Origin of the sequence: Microbacterium sp. (assembly GCF_047972865.1) — a bacterium.
In the GTDB taxonomy this organism is placed as follows: domain Bacteria; phylum Actinomycetota; class Actinomycetes; order Actinomycetales; family Microbacteriaceae; genus Microbacterium.
On the sequence record NZ_JBKEAY010000017.1, the window covers coordinates 23,280 to 41,607 of the forward strand.

General features: G+C 69.5%; 19 protein-coding genes. 3 read left to right on the forward strand and 16 right to left on the reverse strand.

Going from position 1 to position 18,328, the window contains the following annotated elements; all coding sequences use genetic code 11:
- Positions 1 to 10: 10 nt before the first annotated feature.
- Positions 11 to 508 (forward strand): glutathione peroxidase, encoded by a 498-nt coding sequence (locus tag ACK5KK_RS01015; protein ID WP_416888229.1) that lies wholly within the window; start codon positions 11 to 13, stop codon positions 506 to 508.
- 1 nt (position 509) lies between these two features.
- On the opposite strand, the gene ACK5KK_RS01020 is transcribed toward ACK5KK_RS01015, so the two are convergent.
- From ACK5KK_RS01020 to ACK5KK_RS01040, 5 genes are all read right to left on the reverse strand, one after another.
- Positions 510 to 1,175, reverse strand: a complete 666-nt coding sequence (locus tag ACK5KK_RS01020; RefSeq protein WP_416888230.1) for a DsbA family oxidoreductase — start codon at positions 1,173 to 1,175, stop codon at positions 510 to 512.
- Positions 1,176 to 1,204: 29 nt separating this feature from the next.
- Positions 1,205 to 2,005, reverse strand: a complete 801-nt coding sequence (locus ACK5KK_RS01025; RefSeq protein ID WP_416888231.1) for an isoprenyl transferase — start codon at positions 2,003 to 2,005, stop codon at positions 1,205 to 1,207.
- Positions 2,002 to 2,730, reverse strand: coding sequence for a DNA repair protein RecO (gene recO / locus ACK5KK_RS01030; protein ID WP_416888232.1), 729 nt, complete (start codon positions 2,728 to 2,730; stop codon positions 2,002 to 2,004). The genes ACK5KK_RS01025 and recO overlap by 4 nt, the downstream gene beginning before the upstream one ends.
- Before the next feature lie 95 nt (positions 2,731 to 2,825).
- Positions 2,826 to 4,589, reverse strand: coding sequence for a 2-isopropylmalate synthase (gene leuA, locus ACK5KK_RS01035; RefSeq protein WP_416888233.1), 1,764 nt, complete (start codon positions 4,587 to 4,589; stop codon positions 2,826 to 2,828).
- A 168-nt stretch (positions 4,590 to 4,757) separates the two neighbouring features.
- A complete protein-coding gene (locus ACK5KK_RS01040) occupies positions 4,758 to 5,243 on the reverse strand; it encodes a MarR family winged helix-turn-helix transcriptional regulator (protein ID WP_416888234.1) in 486 nt (161 codons plus the stop codon).
- Positions 5,244 to 5,374: 131 nt separating this feature from the next.
- Between ACK5KK_RS01040 and ACK5KK_RS01045 the strand changes: the two genes are divergently transcribed.
- Positions 5,375 to 6,379 carry an ABC transporter substrate-binding protein gene (locus ACK5KK_RS01045; RefSeq protein ID WP_416888235.1) on the forward strand — a complete coding sequence of 335 codons (1,005 nt, stop codon included), beginning with the start codon at positions 5,375 to 5,377 and terminating at the stop codon, positions 6,377 to 6,379.
- 17 nt (positions 6,380 to 6,396) lie between these two features.
- On the opposite strand, the gene fmdA is transcribed toward ACK5KK_RS01045, so the two are convergent.
- From fmdA to ACK5KK_RS01060, 3 genes are all read right to left on the reverse strand, one after another.
- The gene (fmdA, locus tag ACK5KK_RS01050; RefSeq protein WP_416888236.1) at positions 6,397 to 7,647 is read right to left on the reverse strand and encodes a formamidase; all 1,251 of its coding nucleotides are present in this window, start codon (positions 7,645 to 7,647) and stop codon (positions 6,397 to 6,399) included.
- A gap of 85 nt (positions 7,648 to 7,732) precedes the next feature.
- Entirely contained in the window at positions 7,733 to 8,014 is a 282-nt protein-coding gene (locus ACK5KK_RS01055) for a zinc ribbon domain-containing protein (RefSeq protein WP_416888237.1), read from the reverse strand.
- Positions 8,011 to 8,649: an AmiS/UreI family transporter gene (locus ACK5KK_RS01060; RefSeq protein WP_416888238.1), complete on the reverse strand. Its 639-nt coding sequence runs from the start codon at positions 8,647 to 8,649 to the stop codon at positions 8,011 to 8,013. Before ACK5KK_RS01060 ends, ACK5KK_RS01055 begins: the two co-directional genes overlap by 4 nt.
- A gap of 101 nt (positions 8,650 to 8,750) precedes the next feature.
- On the opposite strand from ACK5KK_RS01060, the gene ACK5KK_RS01065 reads away from it, so the two are divergent.
- Positions 8,751 to 9,404 carry a hypothetical protein gene (locus ACK5KK_RS01065; RefSeq protein WP_416888239.1) on the forward strand — a complete coding sequence of 218 codons (654 nt, stop codon included), beginning with the start codon at positions 8,751 to 8,753 and terminating at the stop codon, positions 9,402 to 9,404.
- A gap of 21 nt (positions 9,405 to 9,425) precedes the next feature.
- Here the strand turns inward: ACK5KK_RS01065 and era are convergent, their stop codons facing one another.
- Genes era through dnaJ form a run of 8 tightly spaced genes read right to left on the reverse strand, consistent with a single transcriptional unit; the run spans position 9,426 to position 18,317 of the window.
- On the reverse strand, positions 9,426 to 10,322 hold the full coding sequence (gene era, locus ACK5KK_RS01070; protein WP_416888240.1) for a GTPase Era: 897 nt from the start codon (positions 10,320 to 10,322) through the stop codon (positions 9,426 to 9,428).
- Positions 10,319 to 11,617 carry a hemolysin family protein gene (locus ACK5KK_RS01075; RefSeq protein WP_416888241.1) on the reverse strand — a complete coding sequence of 433 codons (1,299 nt, stop codon included), beginning with the start codon at positions 11,615 to 11,617 and terminating at the stop codon, positions 10,319 to 10,321. Before ACK5KK_RS01075 ends, era begins: the two co-directional genes overlap by 4 nt.
- Positions 11,614 to 12,084: an rRNA maturation RNase YbeY gene (gene ybeY / locus ACK5KK_RS01080; protein WP_416888242.1), complete on the reverse strand. Its 471-nt coding sequence runs from the start codon at positions 12,082 to 12,084 to the stop codon at positions 11,614 to 11,616. The genes ACK5KK_RS01075 and ybeY overlap by 4 nt, the downstream gene beginning before the upstream one ends.
- Positions 12,081 to 13,109: a PhoH family protein gene (locus ACK5KK_RS01085; RefSeq protein ID WP_416888257.1), complete on the reverse strand. Its 1,029-nt coding sequence runs from the start codon at positions 13,107 to 13,109 to the stop codon at positions 12,081 to 12,083. The genes ybeY and ACK5KK_RS01085 overlap by 4 nt, the downstream gene beginning before the upstream one ends.
- 46 nt (positions 13,110 to 13,155) lie before the next feature.
- Positions 13,156 to 13,503, reverse strand: a complete 348-nt coding sequence (locus ACK5KK_RS01090) for an HIT domain-containing protein (RefSeq protein WP_416888243.1) — start codon at positions 13,501 to 13,503, stop codon at positions 13,156 to 13,158.
- Between the two features lie 33 nt (positions 13,504 to 13,536).
- A complete protein-coding gene (locus ACK5KK_RS01095; RefSeq protein ID WP_416888244.1) occupies positions 13,537 to 16,476 on the reverse strand; it encodes a DEAD/DEAH box helicase family protein in 2,940 nt (979 codons plus the stop codon).
- Positions 16,470 to 17,204 carry a 16S rRNA (uracil(1498)-N(3))-methyltransferase gene (locus ACK5KK_RS01100; RefSeq protein ID WP_416888245.1) on the reverse strand — a complete coding sequence of 245 codons (735 nt, stop codon included), beginning with the start codon at positions 17,202 to 17,204 and terminating at the stop codon, positions 16,470 to 16,472. Before ACK5KK_RS01100 ends, ACK5KK_RS01095 begins: the two co-directional genes overlap by 7 nt.
- Positions 17,205 to 17,207: 3 nt before the next feature.
- Positions 17,208 to 18,317, reverse strand: coding sequence for a molecular chaperone DnaJ (dnaJ, locus tag ACK5KK_RS01105; RefSeq protein ID WP_416888246.1), 1,110 nt, complete (start codon positions 18,315 to 18,317; stop codon positions 17,208 to 17,210).
- Between the last annotated feature and the right edge of the window lie 11 nt (positions 18,318 to 18,328).

Genomic DNA, 18,328 nt, shown 5'->3' on the forward strand with positions numbered 1-18,328 from the left:
GCCTGGGGAGGTGAGCCACACCGAGACCGACCTGCGCAGCATTCCGTTCCAGACAGCCGAGGGCACCGACACGACGCTTCAAGACCTGGCCGCCGGCCCCGTGCTCGTGGTCAACGTCGCCTCCAAGTGCGGTCTCACGCCGCAGTACGAACAGCTGGAGCAACTGCAGCGCGCCTACCACGACCGGGGACTGACAGTCGTCGGATTTCCGTGCAACCAGTTCATGGGTCAAGAACCAGGGACGATGGCGGAGATTCTGGACTACTGCGCGACGACGTGGGGAGTCAGTTTCCCGATCATGGCCAAGATCCGGGTCAACGGCTCCCACGCCGCGCCGCTGTACAAGGCCCTGAAGCAGGCACCCACCGTCGAAGGGACGAAGGGTCCCATCATGTGGAACTTCGAGAAGTTCCTGGTCACCTCCGACGGACAGGTGCACCGCTTCCGTCCGAAGACGACGCCGGATGCCCCCGAAGTGATCGCGGCGATCGAGGACGCGCTGGCCTGATTCAGCCGGCGGTGTGCTCCGTCCACACCTGGCGCGCGATCTGCGCGAACGCCTCTGGCGGCTGCGCACCGCTGACGCCGTAGGTGCCGTCGATGACGAAGAACGGCACCCCATTGATGCCCAGCTCACGCGCACGCGTCTCGTCGGCGCGGACCGCATCGAGGTAGCGGTTCTCGTCGAGTGCGGCGCGCGCGGCATCCGGGTCCAATCCGATCTCGCCGGCCAGTCGCACCAGGTCGTCGACCTGCCCGACATGGCGGCCCTCGGTGAAGTAGGCCGACATCAGCCGCTCGGCCATCTCGTGCTGCTTGCCGAGGGCGTGCGCGAAATGCAGCAGTTCGTGGGCCTTCACCGTGTTGGTGTGCCGAACCCGGTCGAACCGGTAGTCCAATCCGGCACCGCGGGCGGCGTCGGTGACGCTGGCAAGCATCTGCTCCACCTGCGCCCGGGGCATGCCCTTGCGGCCGGCGAGGTAGTCGATCTCGTCGCCGTCGAAGTCGACCGGCGTGTCCGGCGACAACTCGTAGGAGTGATACGTCACCTCCACGACCGGCGCGTCCTCGTCGTCCGCGGTCGCGGCCAGTCCGTTCTCCAGGTTGCGCTTGCCGATGTAGCACCAGGGGCAGGCGATGTCACTCCACACGTCGATCTTGATGGCATCCGTCACATCGGATGCAACCGCGGGCCCGTGCCGGTCTATTCCGCGGTCGGGGCATCGACGGCACCGCCGAAGCGCCGGTCGCGGTCGAGGTAGAGCTGGATCGCCCCCCACAGGTCGGTGCGCGAGAAGTCCGGCCACAGCGTGTCGAGGAAGACCATCTCCGCGTACGCCGCCTCCCACAGCAGGAAGTTCGAGGTGCGCTGCTCCCCCGACGACCGCACGAACAGGTCCACATCGGGCATGTCGGGGACGTACAGATGGCGGCGCACCGTCTTCTCGGTGATGGCCGAGGGTTTCAGCTCCCCCCGCACGATCTGCTCCCCCATCGCCCGCATCGCGTCGACGATCTCGTGCCGGCCGCCGTAGTTGATGCACATCGTGAGGGTGAGCACGTCATTGTCCGCGGTGAGGCGCTCCGCATACTGCAACTCGGTGATGACCGACCGCCACAGCCGCGGCGCGCGACCGGCCCACCGCACCCGCACCCCCCACTCGTTCAGCTGATCGCGGCGACGATGGAGCACCTTGCGGTTGTACCCCATGAGGAAGCGGACCTCGTCGGGGGACCGCGCCCAGTTCTCGGTCGAGAACGCGTACACGCTCAAATGCTTGACCCCCGCCTGGACGGCGCCGGCGACGACATCCAGCAGCACTTCCTCCCCCGCGCGGTGCCCCTCGACGCGGGTGAGGCCGCGTCGGTTCGCCCAGCGGCCGTTGCCGTCCATGACGATGGCGACGTGGTGCGGAACCGCCGGGAAGGCGGGCGGATTCAGACCCGTCCAGTCCAGCGGCCGGTAAGGCACCGCGTCGCGGTGCGTGTACGGCTTCGGGCTCACCGCACGGCCTCCACGTGCGCCAGCGACCGGATGCCGCGTTCCAGATGCCACTGCGCGTACGCGGCCACGAGCCCGGACGCCGCCGAGCTCGCCGCGACCGGGGCGCGGTCCACGGCATCCCACTCCCCCGCCATGAGTGCCCGCAGCAGTTCGAGACAATCTGGCCGGATGCGGGCCGAACCCGCCGGGGCGCACACGGCGCAGACGCTACCGCCCAGCTGCGCGACGAACCCGTCGTGCGGGCCGGGCGCGCCGCAGCGGGCGCAGGCGTCCAGAGCCGGCGCCCAGCCCGACAGCGCCATCGCGCGCAGCAGATAGGAGTCCAGGATCGCACGGCCGTCGTGGTCGCCGCGGGCCAGCGATCGGAGCCCTCCCACCAGCAGCAGGTACTGCTGCGGGGTGGTCTCCGCCTCGTTCAGGCGGTCGGCCGCTTCGACCATCGCGTGGGCCGCGGTGTACCGCTCGTAGTGCGTGGCGATGTCGGCCCCGTAGGAGCCGAGGGACTCCGCCTGCTGCACGATGTCGAGGCTGCGGCCCTTGTGCAGCTGCACGTCGGCGACCATGAACGGTTCCAGTCGTGCCCCGAACCGCGACGACGTGCGCCGCACGCCCTTCGCGACGGCACGGATCTTGCCGTGGCCGCGACTGAGCATGGTCACGATGCGGTCTGCCTCGCCCAGTTTGTGGGTGCGCAGCACCACCACTTCGTCGCGATATGTGGGCACGCGTCCATTATCCGCTCCGCTCCCGACACCCCGACGCGGCACGCCCAGCATCCCCCCGGCCGCGGGTTGGGGGTGGCGGGCCGACCCGTGCGGGGTCAGACGGCGGCGAGGATCGCGGGGGCCTGGCTTCGGGTACGCAAGGCGCGGTTGACGCCCGACACGATCGCCTTCAGGCTCGCGGTGGAAATGTCACCGTCGATGCCGACGCCCCACAGGCGCTCGCCGTCGACCTGCAGGTCGACGTACGATGCGGCCTGCGCGTCGCCGCCGGCGCTCAGCGCGTGTTCGACGTAGTCGAACACCGTGACTTCGATGCCCTGAGCCCCCAGCACATCGAGGAACGCGGCCACCGGGCCGTTGCCGATGCCGGATGCCGGGACGACCGCTTCCCCGTCGCGCAGCGTCACCTCGAGCGAGACATCGCCGGACATGTCACTGGAGGTGGCCGTGGACAGCAACTCGAACCGACCCCACTTGGCCTCGGACCGGTCGGCGGGCAGGTACTCGTCGCTGAAGATCGACCAGATCTGGTCGCTAGAGACCTCGCCGCCCTCGGCATCGGTCATCGCCTGTACAACGCCGGAGAACTCGATCTGGAGCCGGCGCGGCAGATCCAGCGAATGGTCCGCCTTCAGCAGGTAGGCGACCCCGCCCTTGCCAGACTGCGAGTTGACACGGATGACGGCCTCGTACGAACGACCCAGATCCTTCGGGTCGATCGGCAGATACGGCACCGCCCACTCGATCTCATCGACGGACGCGCCCTCGGCCTCGGCCCGCGCGGCCATCGATTCGAAGCCCTTCTTGATCGCGTCCTGGTGGGATCCGCTGAACGCCGTGAACACCAGATCGCCCGCCCAGGGGCTGCGCTCGTGCACCGGCAACTGGTTGCAGTACTCCGCGGTGCGCTTGACGTGGTCGATGTCGCTGAAGTCGATCTGCGGATCGATGCCCTGCGTGAACAGGTTGATGCCCAGCGCCACCAGGTCGACGTTCCCGGTACGCTCGCCGTTGCCGAACAGGCATCCCTCGATGCGGTCGGCTCCGGCCATGTAGCCCAGCTCGGCGGCGGCGACGGCCGTACCGCGGTCGTTGTGCGGATGCAGCGACAGCACGACGTTCTCGCGGTGGTTCAGGTGCCGCGACATCCACTCGATCGAGTCGGCGTACACGTTGGGGGTGGCCATCTCGACGGTCGCGGGCAGGTTGATGATCACCTTGCGGTCCGCGGTCGGCTCCAGCACCTCCAGCACCTGGTTGCAGATGTCGACGGCGAAATCCAGCTCGGTGCCGGTGTAGCTCTCCGGCGAATACTCGTAGTACACCGCCGTCTCGGGGATGCGCTTCTCGAACGACCGGCACAGTCGCGCGCCCTCCAGCGCGATATCGACGATGCCCTGCTTGTCGGTGCGGAAGACCACGTCACGCTGCAGCACGCTCGTCGAGTTGTAGAAGTGCACGATGGCCTGCTTGGCCCCGGCGATCGCCTCGTAGGTGCGCTCGATGAGGTGCTCGCGAGGCTGCGTCAACAGCTGAATCGTGACGTCGTCGGGAATCAGGTTCACTTCGATCATCTGGCGGACGAAGTCGAAATCGGTCTGGCTCGCCGACGGGAATCCGACCTCGATCTCCTTGTAGCCCATTGAGACGAGCAGCTCGAACATGATCCGCTTACGCTCCGGGCTCATCGGGTCGATGAGCGCTTGGTTCCCGTCACGCAGGTCGACGGCGCACCAGCGCGGTGCGCCGGTGATGCGTTTGTCCGGCCAGGTGCGGTCGGGCAGATCGACGCGGATCTGCTCGTGGAAGGGCCGGTACTTGTGGATCGGCATCGCCGAGGGCTGCTGGCTGTTGTCCATGATGTCGTGTCGCTTCTCTTCTCGTCCAGGATGGCGGGCCAACGACGAGCTCCGCGACGAGAAAGGCCCTAGATCAAGGTCTCGTCGCGGCGGCTAAGGAGCAGCGAGCGCGCACGCATGCACCCAGGATACACCGATGTCGAACACCCGCATGCGTGCTGCGCTCGCTCAGGGCTCACGCGGCGGGGTGGCGAGGGCCCGCAGCGCCCGCGACAAGCGATCGAAATCGGAGGCCGCCACGGTGCTCATCAGTTCGTTCCCCGCCGCCGTGGCACTCGCGCGGGCTTCGTCGTGCACCCGGCGGCCCTCGGTGGTGGCGACCACGATGTTGATGCGACGGTCCGCGGGCGCGGGCTCGCGCGTGACCCACCCGCGGCACTCCAGGTCGTCGACGATCAGCATGATCTGCCGCGCGTCCAGGCAGAGGAAGTCGGCCAGCTCGCGCTGCGACGGTCGCAGCTCGGATGCGGCGATCGCCAACACGGACAGGGACCGCGCCTTCAGTCCGAACGGGGCCAGCGCGGCGTTGACCTTCGAGATCGAGAAGAAGTTCGCCCGCGCGAGCAGAAAGCTCACGTCGCCCCCCACGACGCTCGCCCACAGACGGTCGGCGCCACCGGGGGGTGAGGGCACGGTGGGCTGGAGGTGGGTCATGCAGGCGACCCTACCGCGCCACAGCAGAAGAAGACGATCATTGACAAATGTAATCATTTAATCCTTAGATGGTTGGGACGCGCCACGGCGCGAGGACCACAGCGACGCGGTCCCGACAAGGAGTGATCACCATGCACAGAACCCGTCTTCGCACCATCGCCCTGCTGACCGGCGCCGCGCTGGCGCTCGGATTCGCCGGATGCTCGTCGGGCACGCTCAGCGGTGATGAGCAGACCCCAGCCGGCGACGGCACCGGCGCGTCGACGCCGGTCACAGTGGGTCTGCTGCAGATCGCCACCTCCTCCGCGGTGCCGATGGGCATCGACGAGGGCATCTTCGCCGCGCACGGACTCGACGTGGACATCCAGCTCGGCCAGGGCGGGGCGGCGCTGCTTCCGGCCGTGTCGAGCGGCTCGATCCAATTCGCGGTCGGTAATCCTCTGTCCGTCCTCGTCGCCGCCAGCCAGGGACTGGACATGCGCATCATCGCCGGCTACTCGACGAGCTATGAGAACGTGGACGACCCCGAAGACCTCGCGCCGTCCGGCGTCGTCGTCCGCACCGACTCCGGGATCACGACGTGGCAGGACCTGGAGCACAAGACCGTCGCCGTCAACGCCCTCAACACCCAAGGCGACCTCACGATCATGAGCTCGGTCGAGGACGACGGCGGCGACCCCGAGGCGGTCACCTTCACCGAGATAGCCTTTCCCGACCAGCTCGCTCAGCTGGAGCAGGGCAACATCGATGCGGCATGGATTCCCGAGCCGTTTCTGAGCCAGGCGCGCGCCACCGAGGGCATCACCTTCATCGGGGACGCGCTGCGCGCCATCCCAGGCCTGTACTCGATGGTGACCTTCACCACCGGGGACTACGCGGCGGCGAACCCCGACGTCGTGGCCGCGTTCCGGGCCTCCATCGCCGAATCCACCGACCGCGCGATGGACGACCAGTCCGCGTTCCGCGCGGCGATCGTCGATTTCACCGGTATGGACGCTGCCGTGGTCGACGGCCTCAACCTCGAGTACCTCTCCGCCGACCTCGACCGCAGCGTCCTGGAAGACCTCAGCGCGACCGCGTACGCCTACGGGTTCATCGACAGCGAACCCGACCTGGACACGGTCGTGCTCGACTGACCGTGACGACCTGACCGTCAGGCGGCGTGGGGAGCGGGAACCCCCTGCGTCACCTGATGGGGACCGGATGCCGACGGGCGCACATCGAAGTCGAAGATCGACGTCGGCAGGTAGACCGTCGCACACGCGTTGGGAATGTCGACGACACCCGACAACCGTCCCTCGATCGGCGCAGCCCCGAGCAGCAGATACGCCTGCTCGGGGCTGTACCCGAACTTCGTCAGGTAGTCAATCGCGTGCAGGCACGCCCGCTGGTACGACAGGTGGGAGTCCAGGTAGCGCTGTTCCCCGTCGAGTGTCACCGACGTGCCGGAGAATGCCAGCCACTCCGAGAAGCGGGGATCGACCCGCCCCGGCATGAAGATCGCGTTCTCAGTCACCCCGTACGTGTCCATCCCGCCCTTGATCAGGTCGACGTGCAGATCGATGAAACCCCCCATCTCGATCGCGCCGCAGAAGGTGATCTCGCCGTCGCCCTGCGAGAAATGCAGGTCGCCGAGCGACAGATTCGCCCCATCCACGAACACCGGGTAGAAGATCCGGGTGCCCTTGGAGAGGTTCTTGATGTCTTGGTTGCCGCCGTTCTCCCGCGGTGGCGCGGTGCGGGCGGCCTCCGCGGCGACCCGGTCATACTCCGACGCCGGCAACGAGCCCAGAACGGCATCGACCGGCTGCGGCGGCAACGCGAGCGGCGGCACCCGGTCCGGGTCGGTTGCGATCAGCGCCGCCTCGCGCGTGTTCCACGTCGCGAGCAACGCGGCGCTGGGTGCCGTCCCCATCAATCCAGGGTGGATGAGCCCTTCGAAAGACACCTCCGGAATGTGCCGACTACTGGCGACCTGCCCGGTGAAATCCCAGATCGCCTTGTACGCGTCGGGGAACTGATCGGTGAGGAACCCGCCACCGTTGCGCTTGGCGAAGATGCCGGTGTAGCCCCAGCCCTGTCCGGCCAGCGGACCGGAGTCCTCCTGCGGAATCGGCCCGACGTCGAGAATGTCGACGATCAGCAGGTCGCCCGGTTGCGCACCCTCGATGCGGAACGGCCCGCTGAGCTTGTGCACCGTGTCCAGCGGCGCGTTGAGGATGTCGTCGGCACTGTCGTCGTTGACGATCGCCCCGTCGAACCACTCGCGACAGTCGACGCGGAACGCATCCCCCGGTCGGACGGATGCCACCGGCGGGATCTCCGGGTGCCAACGGTTGTGGCCGACCTTCAGCTGCTCCTCGAACCGCTTGCTCGAATCGAGCGGAAAGATCACTTCTGGCATTGATCCATCTCCCATCGTAGGGTGCCGAAAGCATCTCGGTCGGCACCGTTCCGGCCGCGCTGGTCCGCACGGCAGCTCCACTTCGCTATGGCCGGGGCAACCTCGCATGGCGCGGCTCCGCACTCACCGGAGTCGGTGTGCGGGGGGCGCCGGGCAGCGCGGTGACGACCGGGGGCTCGTACGCCGATCGCATCGACGTCTCGATGGCCTGGAAGGCGCCGCTGACGGCGCCGCTGAGATACGGGGCCGCGAACACGCGCCGTGCCGCCGAGCCGCACTCCGCCTCGATCGCGTCGGGGGCCTGACCCATCGGAAAGCTCCGCTCGTGCAGGTCGCCGTGCGCGCAGCGGAAGTCGTACCGCGTCATGCCGACCGCCCCCTTCCCGCACCGTCCGGATCGGCCTTCTGACGAATCAGCACCGGCCGGACGCGCCCGAGAATCGCGCAGAGGGCGATCAACACGACGGCGATCACGGCCGCGACGACTCCCGCGGTCGTCGACGTGGACCAGACGCCCTCGAAGATCATGAGGGCGGGGATCGTCGCCGTCAGGTGTGATCCGATCAGCAGCAGCCAGCCGGTGAATCCGGTCAACCCGGCCACGCCCAGTGCGAGACTGAGGAAGAACATCAACCACATCACCGCCCACACGAACCAGATCACCGCGAACGCGGGGTCGGTGGCCAGCGACGTGATGCCCGACCAGATCGTGATCGCGACCACGAAGAGGGAGAACCACCCCAGTCCGCTGCCATCATTGCCCATCAGGGTGTTGAGCGCCACATACAGGTAGGTGAACCCGAACAGATAGAGCGCGGCGACGGAGTACCCGGCGTCGAGGCCCGACCCGGCCACGAGCATCGCGAGCGTCGGAAAGACCACCTGAACGCCGCCGACGAAGAAGTTGATCGGCACGGCATCCCTCGGGCGCACGGCGCCCAGCAAACTCGCCCCGTTGACGAAGAGGACGACTCCTACTAGGAGAAGACCGACGTTGGTCATATCACCCACCTCGCCTCCATGCAACCGCGGTCATCCGCGAAGTGTCAAGGGGGGTCGCTGACGTGCGTGAGACGGTCGGCGGGGAGCCGACACTGTCAGGCATGAGCACGTTCCGAACCGCAGTGACGTCCGCCATCGGTGCAGCCCTCATGCTCCTCACCGCGTGCGCGACCCCCGCGAGCGCCCCCGCAGGGGGTGCTGCGTCCCTCCCCGGCACGGACGCGCCACGCCCGGGAACGGCCAACGTGGAGCCGTCGCCGCCGTCCGGCGAGGTCGTCGGCGAAGGGACGGTTCTGGATGCCGGGGCCGGGCCGTCACTGTGTCTCGGGGCGGTCATGGAGTCCTTTCCGCCGCAGTGCGAGGGCATCCCGCTGCTCGGCTGGTCGTGGGAAGACCTCAACGACGCCGAGACGGCCGCCGGTGTCACCTGGGGAGCGTATGCCGTCATCGGAACCTACGACGGCAGCCGTATCACCGTGACCCGGAACCCGATGCAGCTCGCGCTCTATGACCCGCTTCCCGTCGAAGATCCGACCGGCGGCGAGCCGGGTGACATCGACGAGGCGACTCTGGCCGACATCCAGGAACAGCTCCCCCCGTTGCTGGGAGCGCACCTGCTCGAATCGTGGCCGGAGCGCGGCCGCCTGTGGACCCGGGTCGTGTGGGACGACGGGACGCTCCAGACCACTGTCGATGAGACCTACGGCGTCGGGGTCGTCGTCATCGTCTCAGCCTTGCGGTCGCTTGCGGCCTGACCCCCAGGCCACGGTTCACCCCTAGAAACCCAGCCGCCCGAGCTGCTTGGCGTCGCGCTGCCACTCCTTCGCGACGCGCACGCGCAACGACAGGAACACCTTCGTGCCGAGCAGGGGCTCGATGCCGGCGCGAGCCCGGGCGCCGACGTCGCGCAGACGCGTGCCCTTGCGTCCGATGATGATGGCCTTCTGGCTGTCCCGCTCGACGACGATGTTGGCGTAGACGTCCGTCAGATCCTCGCGGTCCTCCCGCGAGGAGATGTCCTCGACGGTCACCGCGATGGAGTGGGGCAACTCGTCGCGCACCCCCTCCAGCGCCGCCTCGCGGATGATCTCGGCGATGCGGTCGGTCACGGACTCGTCGGTGACGACACCCGCCTCGTAGAGCGGCGGCCCCGCGGGCATGAGCGTCAGCAGTTCGTCGGCGAGCACGTCGAGCTGATCGTGGGTCACCGCCGACAGCGGAATGACCGCCGCCCAGTCCTCGCGCAGGCTGTCGACCTGCAGGAGTCGCTCGGTGATCTCCTCGCGAGGCGCGGCATCGACCTTCGTCACGATGGCGACCTTCTTCGCACGCGGGTATCCGTCCAGCGACTCCGCGATCCTCCGGTCCCCCGGCCCCACCTTTTCCGTGGCCGGTACGCAGAATCCGATGACGTCGACATCACCGAGCACTTGCTCGACCAGGTCGTTCAAGCGCTGCCCCAGCAGCGTCCGCGGCTTATGGATGCCGGGGGTGTCCACGATGATCAACTGCCCGCCGGGCCGGTTGACGATCCCCCGGATCGCCCGACGGGTGGTCTGCGGCTTGTCGCTCGTGATCGCCACCTTTTCCCCGACCAACGCGTTGGTGAGCGTCGACTTTCCCACGTTGGGGCGCCCGACGAAGGTGACGAAACCGGATCTGGACGCCGTCATGCGTCCTCGTTTCGGGGATCGGCGGCGGCGTACCGCGCGCCACGCGGCGCCCGCTCGACGAGCACCGTCGCAAGCCCGCGCCCGCGCCCGCGCGACGCGCCACCGGTCATGACGATCCCTTCCGCGGTCGCCGTGGCTCCGGGGACCGGAACCCGGCCGAGCGCCTTGCCGAGCAGGCCGCCGATCGAGTCGACGTCCTCGTCGTCGAGCTCGAGATCGAACAGGTCGCCGACATCGTCCAGGCTGAGCCGCGCGCTCACACGGTAGCGTCCCTCGCCCAGCGGCACCACCTCGGCCGAGCGCGGGTCGTACTCGTCGTCGATCTCGCCGACGATCTCCTCGAGCAGATCCTCGAGCGTCACCAGGCCGGAGATGCCGCCGTGCTCGTCGACGGCGAGGCACACGTGCACCGCGTCGCGCTTCATCTGCTGCAGCAGGGTCTCGGCGCGCATCGATTCGGGCACGAACACCGCCGGGCGTGCGATCCCGGTGACCGGCACGTCCTGCCATTGGTCGCCGGTGCCGAACGCGAACTGAACCAGGTCGCGCAGGTAGACCACGGTCGTCATGTCGTCCGCCTCGTCGTCCGCGATCGGTACGCGCGAGACCCCCTTGTCCAGGAACAGCCGCATGGCTTCGCGCGCCGTCGTGTCGGCATCCATCGTGACGATGTCGGTCCGCGGCACCATGACGGCCCGGACCAGGGTGTCGGTGAAGTCGAAGACGGAGTGGATCAGATCGCGATCGTCCTGCTCGATGAGGGCCTCCGAAGCGGCTTCGTCGACCATGCTGAGCAACTGCTCCTCGGAGGCGAACGAGGCGCGGTGACGCACGCCCGGAGTCACCCGGTTGCCCGCCACCACCAGCAGGTGCGCGAGCGGACCCAGCAGCACGCGCGCGCCCCGCACGATCGGGGCGCACACCCGCAGCAAGCCCTTCGCGTGCTGACGCCCGACCGCCCTCGGGCTCGCGCCGACGAGCACGAACGAGGCCACCGTCATCAGGACGACCGTGACCAGCATCGCCCACCAGATGTTGTCCAACACGAGCGTGAGCGCGACGGTAACCATGACCGCTGCGGCGGTCTCGGCGAGGATGCGCACGAAGATCACCGCGTTGTCGTGCGCGTCGGGGTCGGCGGCGATCCGCTCCAGCGGCCGGCGGTTGCGTCCCGTTTCGGCCATCTCCGCGAGGTCGGCGCGCGACGTCACGCCCAGCGCCGCATCGAGCGCCGCCATGAGACCACCCAAGCCCACCAGGAGCACCGCGGCGATCAGCAGCAGCGTGGGGATCATGCGCGGCGTCGCCGCCGTTCGGCATGTTGGAACGACACGATCAGATCGCGTTGCAGGCCGAACATCTCCCGTTCCTCGGCGGGTTCGGCGTGGTCGAAGCCGAGCAGGTGCAGCAAACCGTGCGTGGCGAGCATCACCAGCTCGTCCATCGTGGGATGCCCGGCTGCCTGCGCCTGGGTTTCGGCGACCTGTGGGCACAGCACGATGTCGCCGAGCAGGCCCGGCGGAGTCGGCATCTCCTCTGTGCCGGGGCGCAACTCGTCCATCGGGAAGCTCAGCACATCGGTCGGCCCCGGCTCATCCATCCATTGCACGTGCAGCGCTTCCATCGCGCCCTCGTCGATCAGCAGGATTGCCAACTCGGCGTCGGGACTCACGTGCAGTTCGGCGAGACTGTGCTCGGTGGCACGCAGCAGCACCGTCTCGTCGACGTCCACGCCGGACTCGTTGCTGATCTCGATCGTCATGACCGTCCTCGCTTCGGCAGTCTGTCCCGCGGGCCTTGCGCGCGTGCGTGCGCGCGGCGCTCGACGCGATTGGCGAACTCGCTGGCCTCGTCCCGCTCGCGACGGCCCGCGAGCCGCTGCTCGTCGTAGACGCTGTAGGCGTCGACGATCCGGCCGACCAGACTGTGCCGGACGACGTCGTCACTGGTGAGCATCGCGAAGTGGATGTCGTCGATGTCGCGCAACACCCGGGTGACCAGGCGCAGCCCGGACGAGCCCTGCGGCAGGTCGACCTGGGTGATGTCGCCGGTCACCACCATCCGGGTGCCGAAGCCGAGCCGGGTCAGGAACATCTTCATCTGCTCGGGGGTGGTGTTCTGCGCCTCGTCGAGAACGACGAACGAGTCGTTGAGCGTCCGCCCGCGCATGTACGCCAACGGGGCCACTTCGATCGTGCCGGACGCGATGAGCTTGGGGACCAGCTCCGGGTCCATCATCTCGTTGAGCGCGTCGTAGAGCGGTCGCAGGTACGGGTCGATCTTGTCGGTGAGGGTCCCCGGCAAGAACCCGAGCCGCTCCCCCGCCTCGACGGCGGGGCGGGTGAGGATGATCCGGTTCACCTCTTTGCGCTGCAACGCCTGCACGGCCTTTGCCATCGCGAGGTAGGTCTTGCCGGTGCCGGCCGGACCGATCCCGAACACGATCGTGTTGTGCTCGATCGCGTCGACGTACGCCTTCTGTCCGAGGGTCTTGGGCCGGATCACCTTGCTCCGGGCGGACAGGATCGCTTCGCCGAGCAGATCGGAGGGACGCACGTCGCCGTCGGACTGCAGGATGCGGTCCGCCGCGGACACGTCGGCGGGGTCGATGCCTTGACCGGAACGGGCCATCGCGATCAGCTCGTCAACGAGGGCGCGGGCCGCGGCCACGTCGTCGGCGTCGCCGGTCAGCGTGATCTCGTTGCCCCGCACGAGCACGTCGACGCGGGGGTGCTCACGCTCCACCACCCGCAGCAGCCGGTCCTGAGGTCCGAGCAACTGGACCATGGCGACGCCGTCGGCGAGGATGCGCGCGACGTCGGGTTCGGGGGCTTCAGCCACCGAGGCTCCCCTCGGTCAAGCCCCCGGCCAGAACATGGGCGTGCACGTGGAAGACCGTCTGCCCGGCACCGGACCCGGTGTTGAACGTCAGCCGGAACTCCCCGTCCGCGTGCTCGGCGGCGAGGTGCTGTGCGAGCGCGACGATCTCCGCCATCAGTGCGGGATCCCCGGCAGCGAGGTCCACCACGTTGCGGTACTGCTCGGACTTCGGGATCACCAGGAGGTGCACCGGCGCCCGCGGCGCGATGTCGCGGATCGCGAAGACGTTCTCGGTCTCGGCGATGATCTCGGAGGGGATCTCGCCTCGGAGAATACGCGTGAAGATCGAGGGTTCGCTCATGCGTCCAGTTTAGAGGGCGCGTCGCCACGGGTTTCAGAGCCACTCGGTGCGGGTGACCGGCGCGGGCGCCTCGTCGCGTCGTGCACGCGCGAGCAGTTCTGTCGCCTCCGGACCGTCCACCGGGTGCAGGATGCAGGGCCCCACGTCGCGGCGCCAGCGCTCGGCGAACGCCACGGCGTCCGCGCGGCGGCGGCCGATCGCGGACGGGACCGGGAGGAACTGCTCGTCACTCGCGCGGCCCGCCCGCAGGACGAGCTCCGACCACGCCGACCCGGCCGAACGCCCGACACCCAGCAGGAACCGCGGCGTGCGCACCGGCCCGAACAGGTCGGTCAACGCGTCGGCCAGGGTGCGCTGGTCGGCGAGATCGACGTCCGGGCAGCCGACCGTCCACTCTACGCGGCCATCCGCGTTCGCGGCGCGCACGACGACCTCGGGCGCCTCGAGGTCGCGCACCCGCCCCGCGGCACGCAGTCCCTCCCACACGACGGCCGCGACATCCCGGTAGCCGCGACCGGCCCGCGCGGTCTGTCGCCGTGCGCGCCGTGTCGGCCCGCTCAGGGCGACCGCGCCCAGCGCACCGAGTGCGCCCACCGCGACTCCGACGCCCAAAACCGCCGGGTCCGGGGCGACGGTGGCCAACGTCGCACCGCCGGCGGCGACCGCACCGAGCAGCGTCGTCGCGGTCGTGAGCGTGTGGGCGACCGAGGTGCTCGTGCGGAACACCGCGGCACCGGCGGGGCGCAACAGCACCACGCTGGTGCGTTCGTCGTCACGGTACGCGGTGCCCACGCGCCAGCTCTGGTACGTGTCGACACGCGATGCCACATCGGCCGCGACCGCCTCGTTGAGCGCGCCCGCCGAGACCCCCGCGTCTGCCCGGCTGGACCGACGCACGAGCTCTCGGGCCGAGCGGGTGAGCGCGATGCCCAGCCCGCGCACGACCCGGTCCGGATCGTCGCGGTCCAGACCCCACAGCCGCGAATGCTTGCGGCGCAGCCGCCTCGCGTCGGGATCGGCATCGAGAGGGAAGCCGGCCGGGAGCAGCGCCGTCACGGTCCAGTTGTGCGCGACCTTCTCGGGCCACGCCGAGTCCAGGCGCAGAGTGCGTCCCCGCAACTGCTGTGTGGCCGCCGCCGTTGCGACGGCGGTGAGGTCGACGAGCGTGTTCACCGATGGGCAGTCCCACCCCTCACCGAACAGGCCCCGCGTGCCGACGACGATCCGCACCACCCCACGCCGCAACAGCTCCGAAACCGCCCGCACGAGGTCTGCGGTGGTCACCCCCGGGGCGTGCACCTCGCTGATCGACGCCCGCTCCAGCCGCGGGGCCGCGGCGACCGACGTGCCGACTTCCCGCCCCAGCGCGCGGACAACGTCACCGGCGTGCTCGGTCGCCACACGCACCGTCGTTCCGGTCACGAGCACCGCCGGCAGATCACGGGTCGCCGTGTCGGTCGCGATCACATCGAACGTGCGCAGCGCACCGGCGCCGTCCACCAGTCCGCCCTGCCGGTTTCCGTGCCGCACGAAGTCGGTCACCACGAGGACCCGCAGCAGGTCGTCGCCGAGGGCGGCACGTTCGCTCGCGATGATGTCGCACGCACCGTGATCCTTGGCCCGCGAGGAGGCGAGCATCGTGTCGACCGCATCCCGCGACCGCCGCACGCCGCGGTCGGTGAGCGTGTAGCCGAAATCCGCCAGCGAACGTCGGATGCGCTCCCACTGCGGACGCCGCCGAGGATCGGGCAGCACATGGTTCAGCGCGAAGCGCGACAGTGTGCGCATCCCCTCGTCGGCGGTGGGCGTGCGCCGCGCCGCCGATGGCAGGAGCGCGACCAGCGGGTGGTCCGGTGCCACCGTCGCCAGCATGGCTGCGATCACTTCGGCACCGGCGAAGTCCTCCGTGAAGGCGCGTTGCAGGCGCGCGTCCCCGCCGTCGTCCGCCGGCGGCGGGGTGAGCGGGTCGGCGTCCGACGACGGCAGCTCGGGCTGGAGCTCGGACAAGAGGAACTCCAGCCCCGCATCCCGGGCGAATGTCGTGCGGATGAGGACCGAGAGCGCATCGGCGCGGTCCCGGAGGAACGCGAGCTCGTCGGGGGGCGGTTCCACGAAGTGCACCAGGTCCCGATACGGCGCGAGGTTTCCCTCCCGCACCACCGCCGGGGTGGGGACCTCATAGTCGACCTCGCCGAGCAGCGATGTGTAGTTGTCGTATTCGTCGGCATCGTCCGGCGAGGGAAGCGTGGCCGTGAGCCCGATCACCAGGGGCCGCCGCCCGGCGTCACGCAGGCGCGTGACGAGCGCAGCGACCACCATCGCCCAGTGGTCGAGCAGGTGATGGCACTCGTCGAGAACGATCGTCTCGACACCATGGGCCACGAGCGCGGCGACGGCCGCGCGGGCGTTGGGGTGCAGGACACCCTCCAGGCTCGCCGGATCCTGCCGGACCAGTGCGCGGCGCAGCGCGCGCGAACGACGCACGATCCCCGCCCGGTAGGCGGGCCGGTTCCCGGCGGCCAGCTCGCGGAGCCACTGATCGGCGTCGGCGGCGGACCGCCCGGTCTCCTCCAGTTCTTCTCGCCATCGGGTGCGGGCCAGCTCTTCCAGCGGATTGGCGCCGTCGAGCACACTGAGTAGCTGGTAGGTGAGCACCGTGAGATCCCCCGGGGAACCCGGATCATCCGAGACGGCGGCGGCGCCGTCGGGGACGAGGGATGCGGCGGTGTCCGCCCATTGCGCGCGGATCGTGGTCGTCGGCGCGAGCACGAGCGTGCGCGCGCCGCGCCGCGCCGCCAGGAGCAGCCCCAGCAGCGTCTTGCCCGATCCCGGCGGCGCGACGATGTGCACGCGGTCGTCCCCGTCGGGGACCACGCGCTCGAGCACATCGGCCTGGTAGTGCCGCAGGTCGCCGGTGAACCGCCACGATGCGAGCGGCCGCGCCGCCTCCCCGGTCACGTCCGGACTCACCACCGGCCGAGACGCCCGTTGAGGACGGCGAGCGCCGCCGGTCCCGCCGTCGAGCTGCGCAGCACCGTGTCGCCCAGGCGTACGGCGGTGGCGCCGGCAGCACCGAGCGCGTCGAGTTCTTCGGGCGCGATCCCGCCTTCCGGGCCCACGACGAGAACCAGGTCCCGGCTGTCCGCCGCGTCCAGCTCGACCGACGTGAGCGCGGCGTCGGCCGTGGGGTCGAGCACCAGCATCCGGGCGCCGGCGCGCGCCGCGAGCGCACCGGTCGTCACGGGCGCTCCCACCGCGGGGATCCAGGTGCGGTGAGCCTGTTTAGCGGCTTCGCGCACGATCCCCGACCAGCGCGCGACACCCTTGACCGCTTTCGCCGCATCCCAGCGCGACACGCTTCGCGCGGCCTGCCACGGCACCACCTCGTCGACACCCAGCTCGGTCGCCGCCTGCACGGCGGACTCGTCGCGTCCGCCCTTGGCCAGCGCCTGCACCAGGACAAGGCGGGGCACCGCACGCGGCACCTCCTCATGCGCGATCACGCGGATGCCCACGGCACGCGGCCCGGTGGACTCGACGGTCCCGGTCGTCCACACTCCGGCTCCGTCGCCGACGGTCACCGTCTCCCCGACCCGCACCCGGCGGACGGTGGCGGCGTGGTGCGCTTCGGCGCCCGTGAGCGTCAGGAGCCCACCGACCGCTTCGGTCAGCGGTGCGTCGACGACGAAGTGCAGCGCCACGGGTCAGCCGGCACGGAAACGATCGCGGAGCTTGGCGAACAATCCTTGATGGAATTGCGCGAGCTGGGGACCGGGTGCCTTCGTGCGCGCCGCGAACTCTTCGATGAGGGCGCGCTCCTTCGCATCCAGTCGCGTCGGGGTGACCACCTGCACGCCGACGCGCAGATCGCCGCGCCGCGTGCCGCGCAACGGGGTGACGCCGCGCTCCTTGATGGTGAGCACGTCGCCGGACTGCACGCCGGGACGCACCTCCAGATCGACCGTGCCGTCGAGTGCGTCGATGGTCGTGGTGGTGCCGAGGACGGCATCCGGCATCGACACCTCCAGCGTCGCCAGGAGGTCGTCGCCATCGCGGCTGAACACCTCGTGCGATTCCACCGTGACCTCCAGGTAGAGGTCGCCCTTGGGGCCGCCGCCGGGGCCCACCTCGCCCGAGCCGGGCAACTGCAGCCGGAGCCCGGTCTCCACCCCGGCGGGGATGTCGATCGAGACGGTGCGGCGCGCCCGCACCCGTCCCTGCCCCTGACAGGTGGCGCACGGATAGGGGATCGTCGTGCCATACCCCTGGCACGCGGTGCACGGGGCGGCGGTGACGACGTTTCCCAGCAGACTGCGCACGGTGCGCTGCACCTGACCGGAGCCGTGACACACGTCGCACGTGACCGGTTGGGTGCCGGGCTGGCAGCACGAGCCCTGACACGTCTCGCACAGCACGGCGGTGTCGACCTCGATGTCGCGGTGCGTGCCGAACACGACGTCGCCCAGTTGCAGCGTCACGCGCACCAACGCGTCCTGCCCCCGCTCGCGCCGATCCCGGGGTCGGCCGGCACGGCCACCGCCGCCGCCGCCGAAAAAGGTCTCGAAGATGTCGCCGAAGCCACCGAATCCGCCGCCGCCGAACGCGCCCCCGTCACCGCCGAGGTCGTAGCGCTGGCGTTGGTCCGGGTCGCTCAGCACGTCATAGGCGTGGGTGACGAGCTTGAAGCGTTCCTGCGCGTCCGCCCCGGGATTCACGTCGGGGTGCAGTTCGCGCGCCAGGCGGCGGTACGCCTTCTTGATCTCTTCGGGAGACGCGTCCCGAGACACACCGAGTACGTCGTAGTGGTCTGCCACATTCGCCTTTC

Coding starts and splice junctions, on each gene's coding strand:
- ACK5KK_RS01040 (WP_416888234.1), bottom strand. CDS start 5,243: ATGACCCACCTCCAGCCCACCGTGCCCTCACCCCCCGGTGGCGCCGAC.
- era (WP_416888240.1), bottom strand. CDS start 10,322: ATGACGGCGTCCAGATCCGGTTTCGTCACCTTCGTCGGGCGCCCCAAC.
- ACK5KK_RS01060 (WP_416888238.1), bottom strand. CDS start 8,649: ATGACCAACGTCGGTCTTCTCCTAGTAGGAGTCGTCCTCTTCGTCAAC.
- fmdA (WP_416888236.1), bottom strand. CDS start 7,647: ATGCCAGAAGTGATCTTTCCGCTCGATTCGAGCAAGCGGTTCGAGGAG.
- ACK5KK_RS01090 (WP_416888243.1), bottom strand. CDS start 13,503: ATGAGCGAACCCTCGATCTTCACGCGTATTCTCCGAGGCGAGATCCCC.
- ACK5KK_RS01085 (WP_416888257.1), bottom strand. CDS start 13,109: ATGGTCCAGTTGCTCGGACCTCAGGACCGGCTGCTGCGGGTGGTGGAG.
- ACK5KK_RS01045 (WP_416888235.1), top strand. CDS start 5,375: ATGCACAGAACCCGTCTTCGCACCATCGCCCTGCTGACCGGCGCCGCG.
- ACK5KK_RS01055 (WP_416888237.1), bottom strand. CDS start 8,014: ATGACGCGGTACGACTTCCGCTGCGCGCACGGCGACCTGCACGAGCGG.
- ACK5KK_RS01075 (WP_416888241.1), bottom strand. CDS start 11,617: ATGATCCCCACGCTGCTGCTGATCGCCGCGGTGCTCCTGGTGGGCTTG.
- ybeY (WP_416888242.1), bottom strand. CDS start 12,084: ATGACGATCGAGATCAGCAACGAGTCCGGCGTGGACGTCGACGAGACG.
- ACK5KK_RS01065 (WP_416888239.1), top strand. CDS start 8,751: ATGAGCACGTTCCGAACCGCAGTGACGTCCGCCATCGGTGCAGCCCTC.
- leuA (WP_416888233.1), bottom strand. CDS start 4,589: ATGGACAACAGCCAGCAGCCCTCGGCGATGCCGATCCACAAGTACCGG.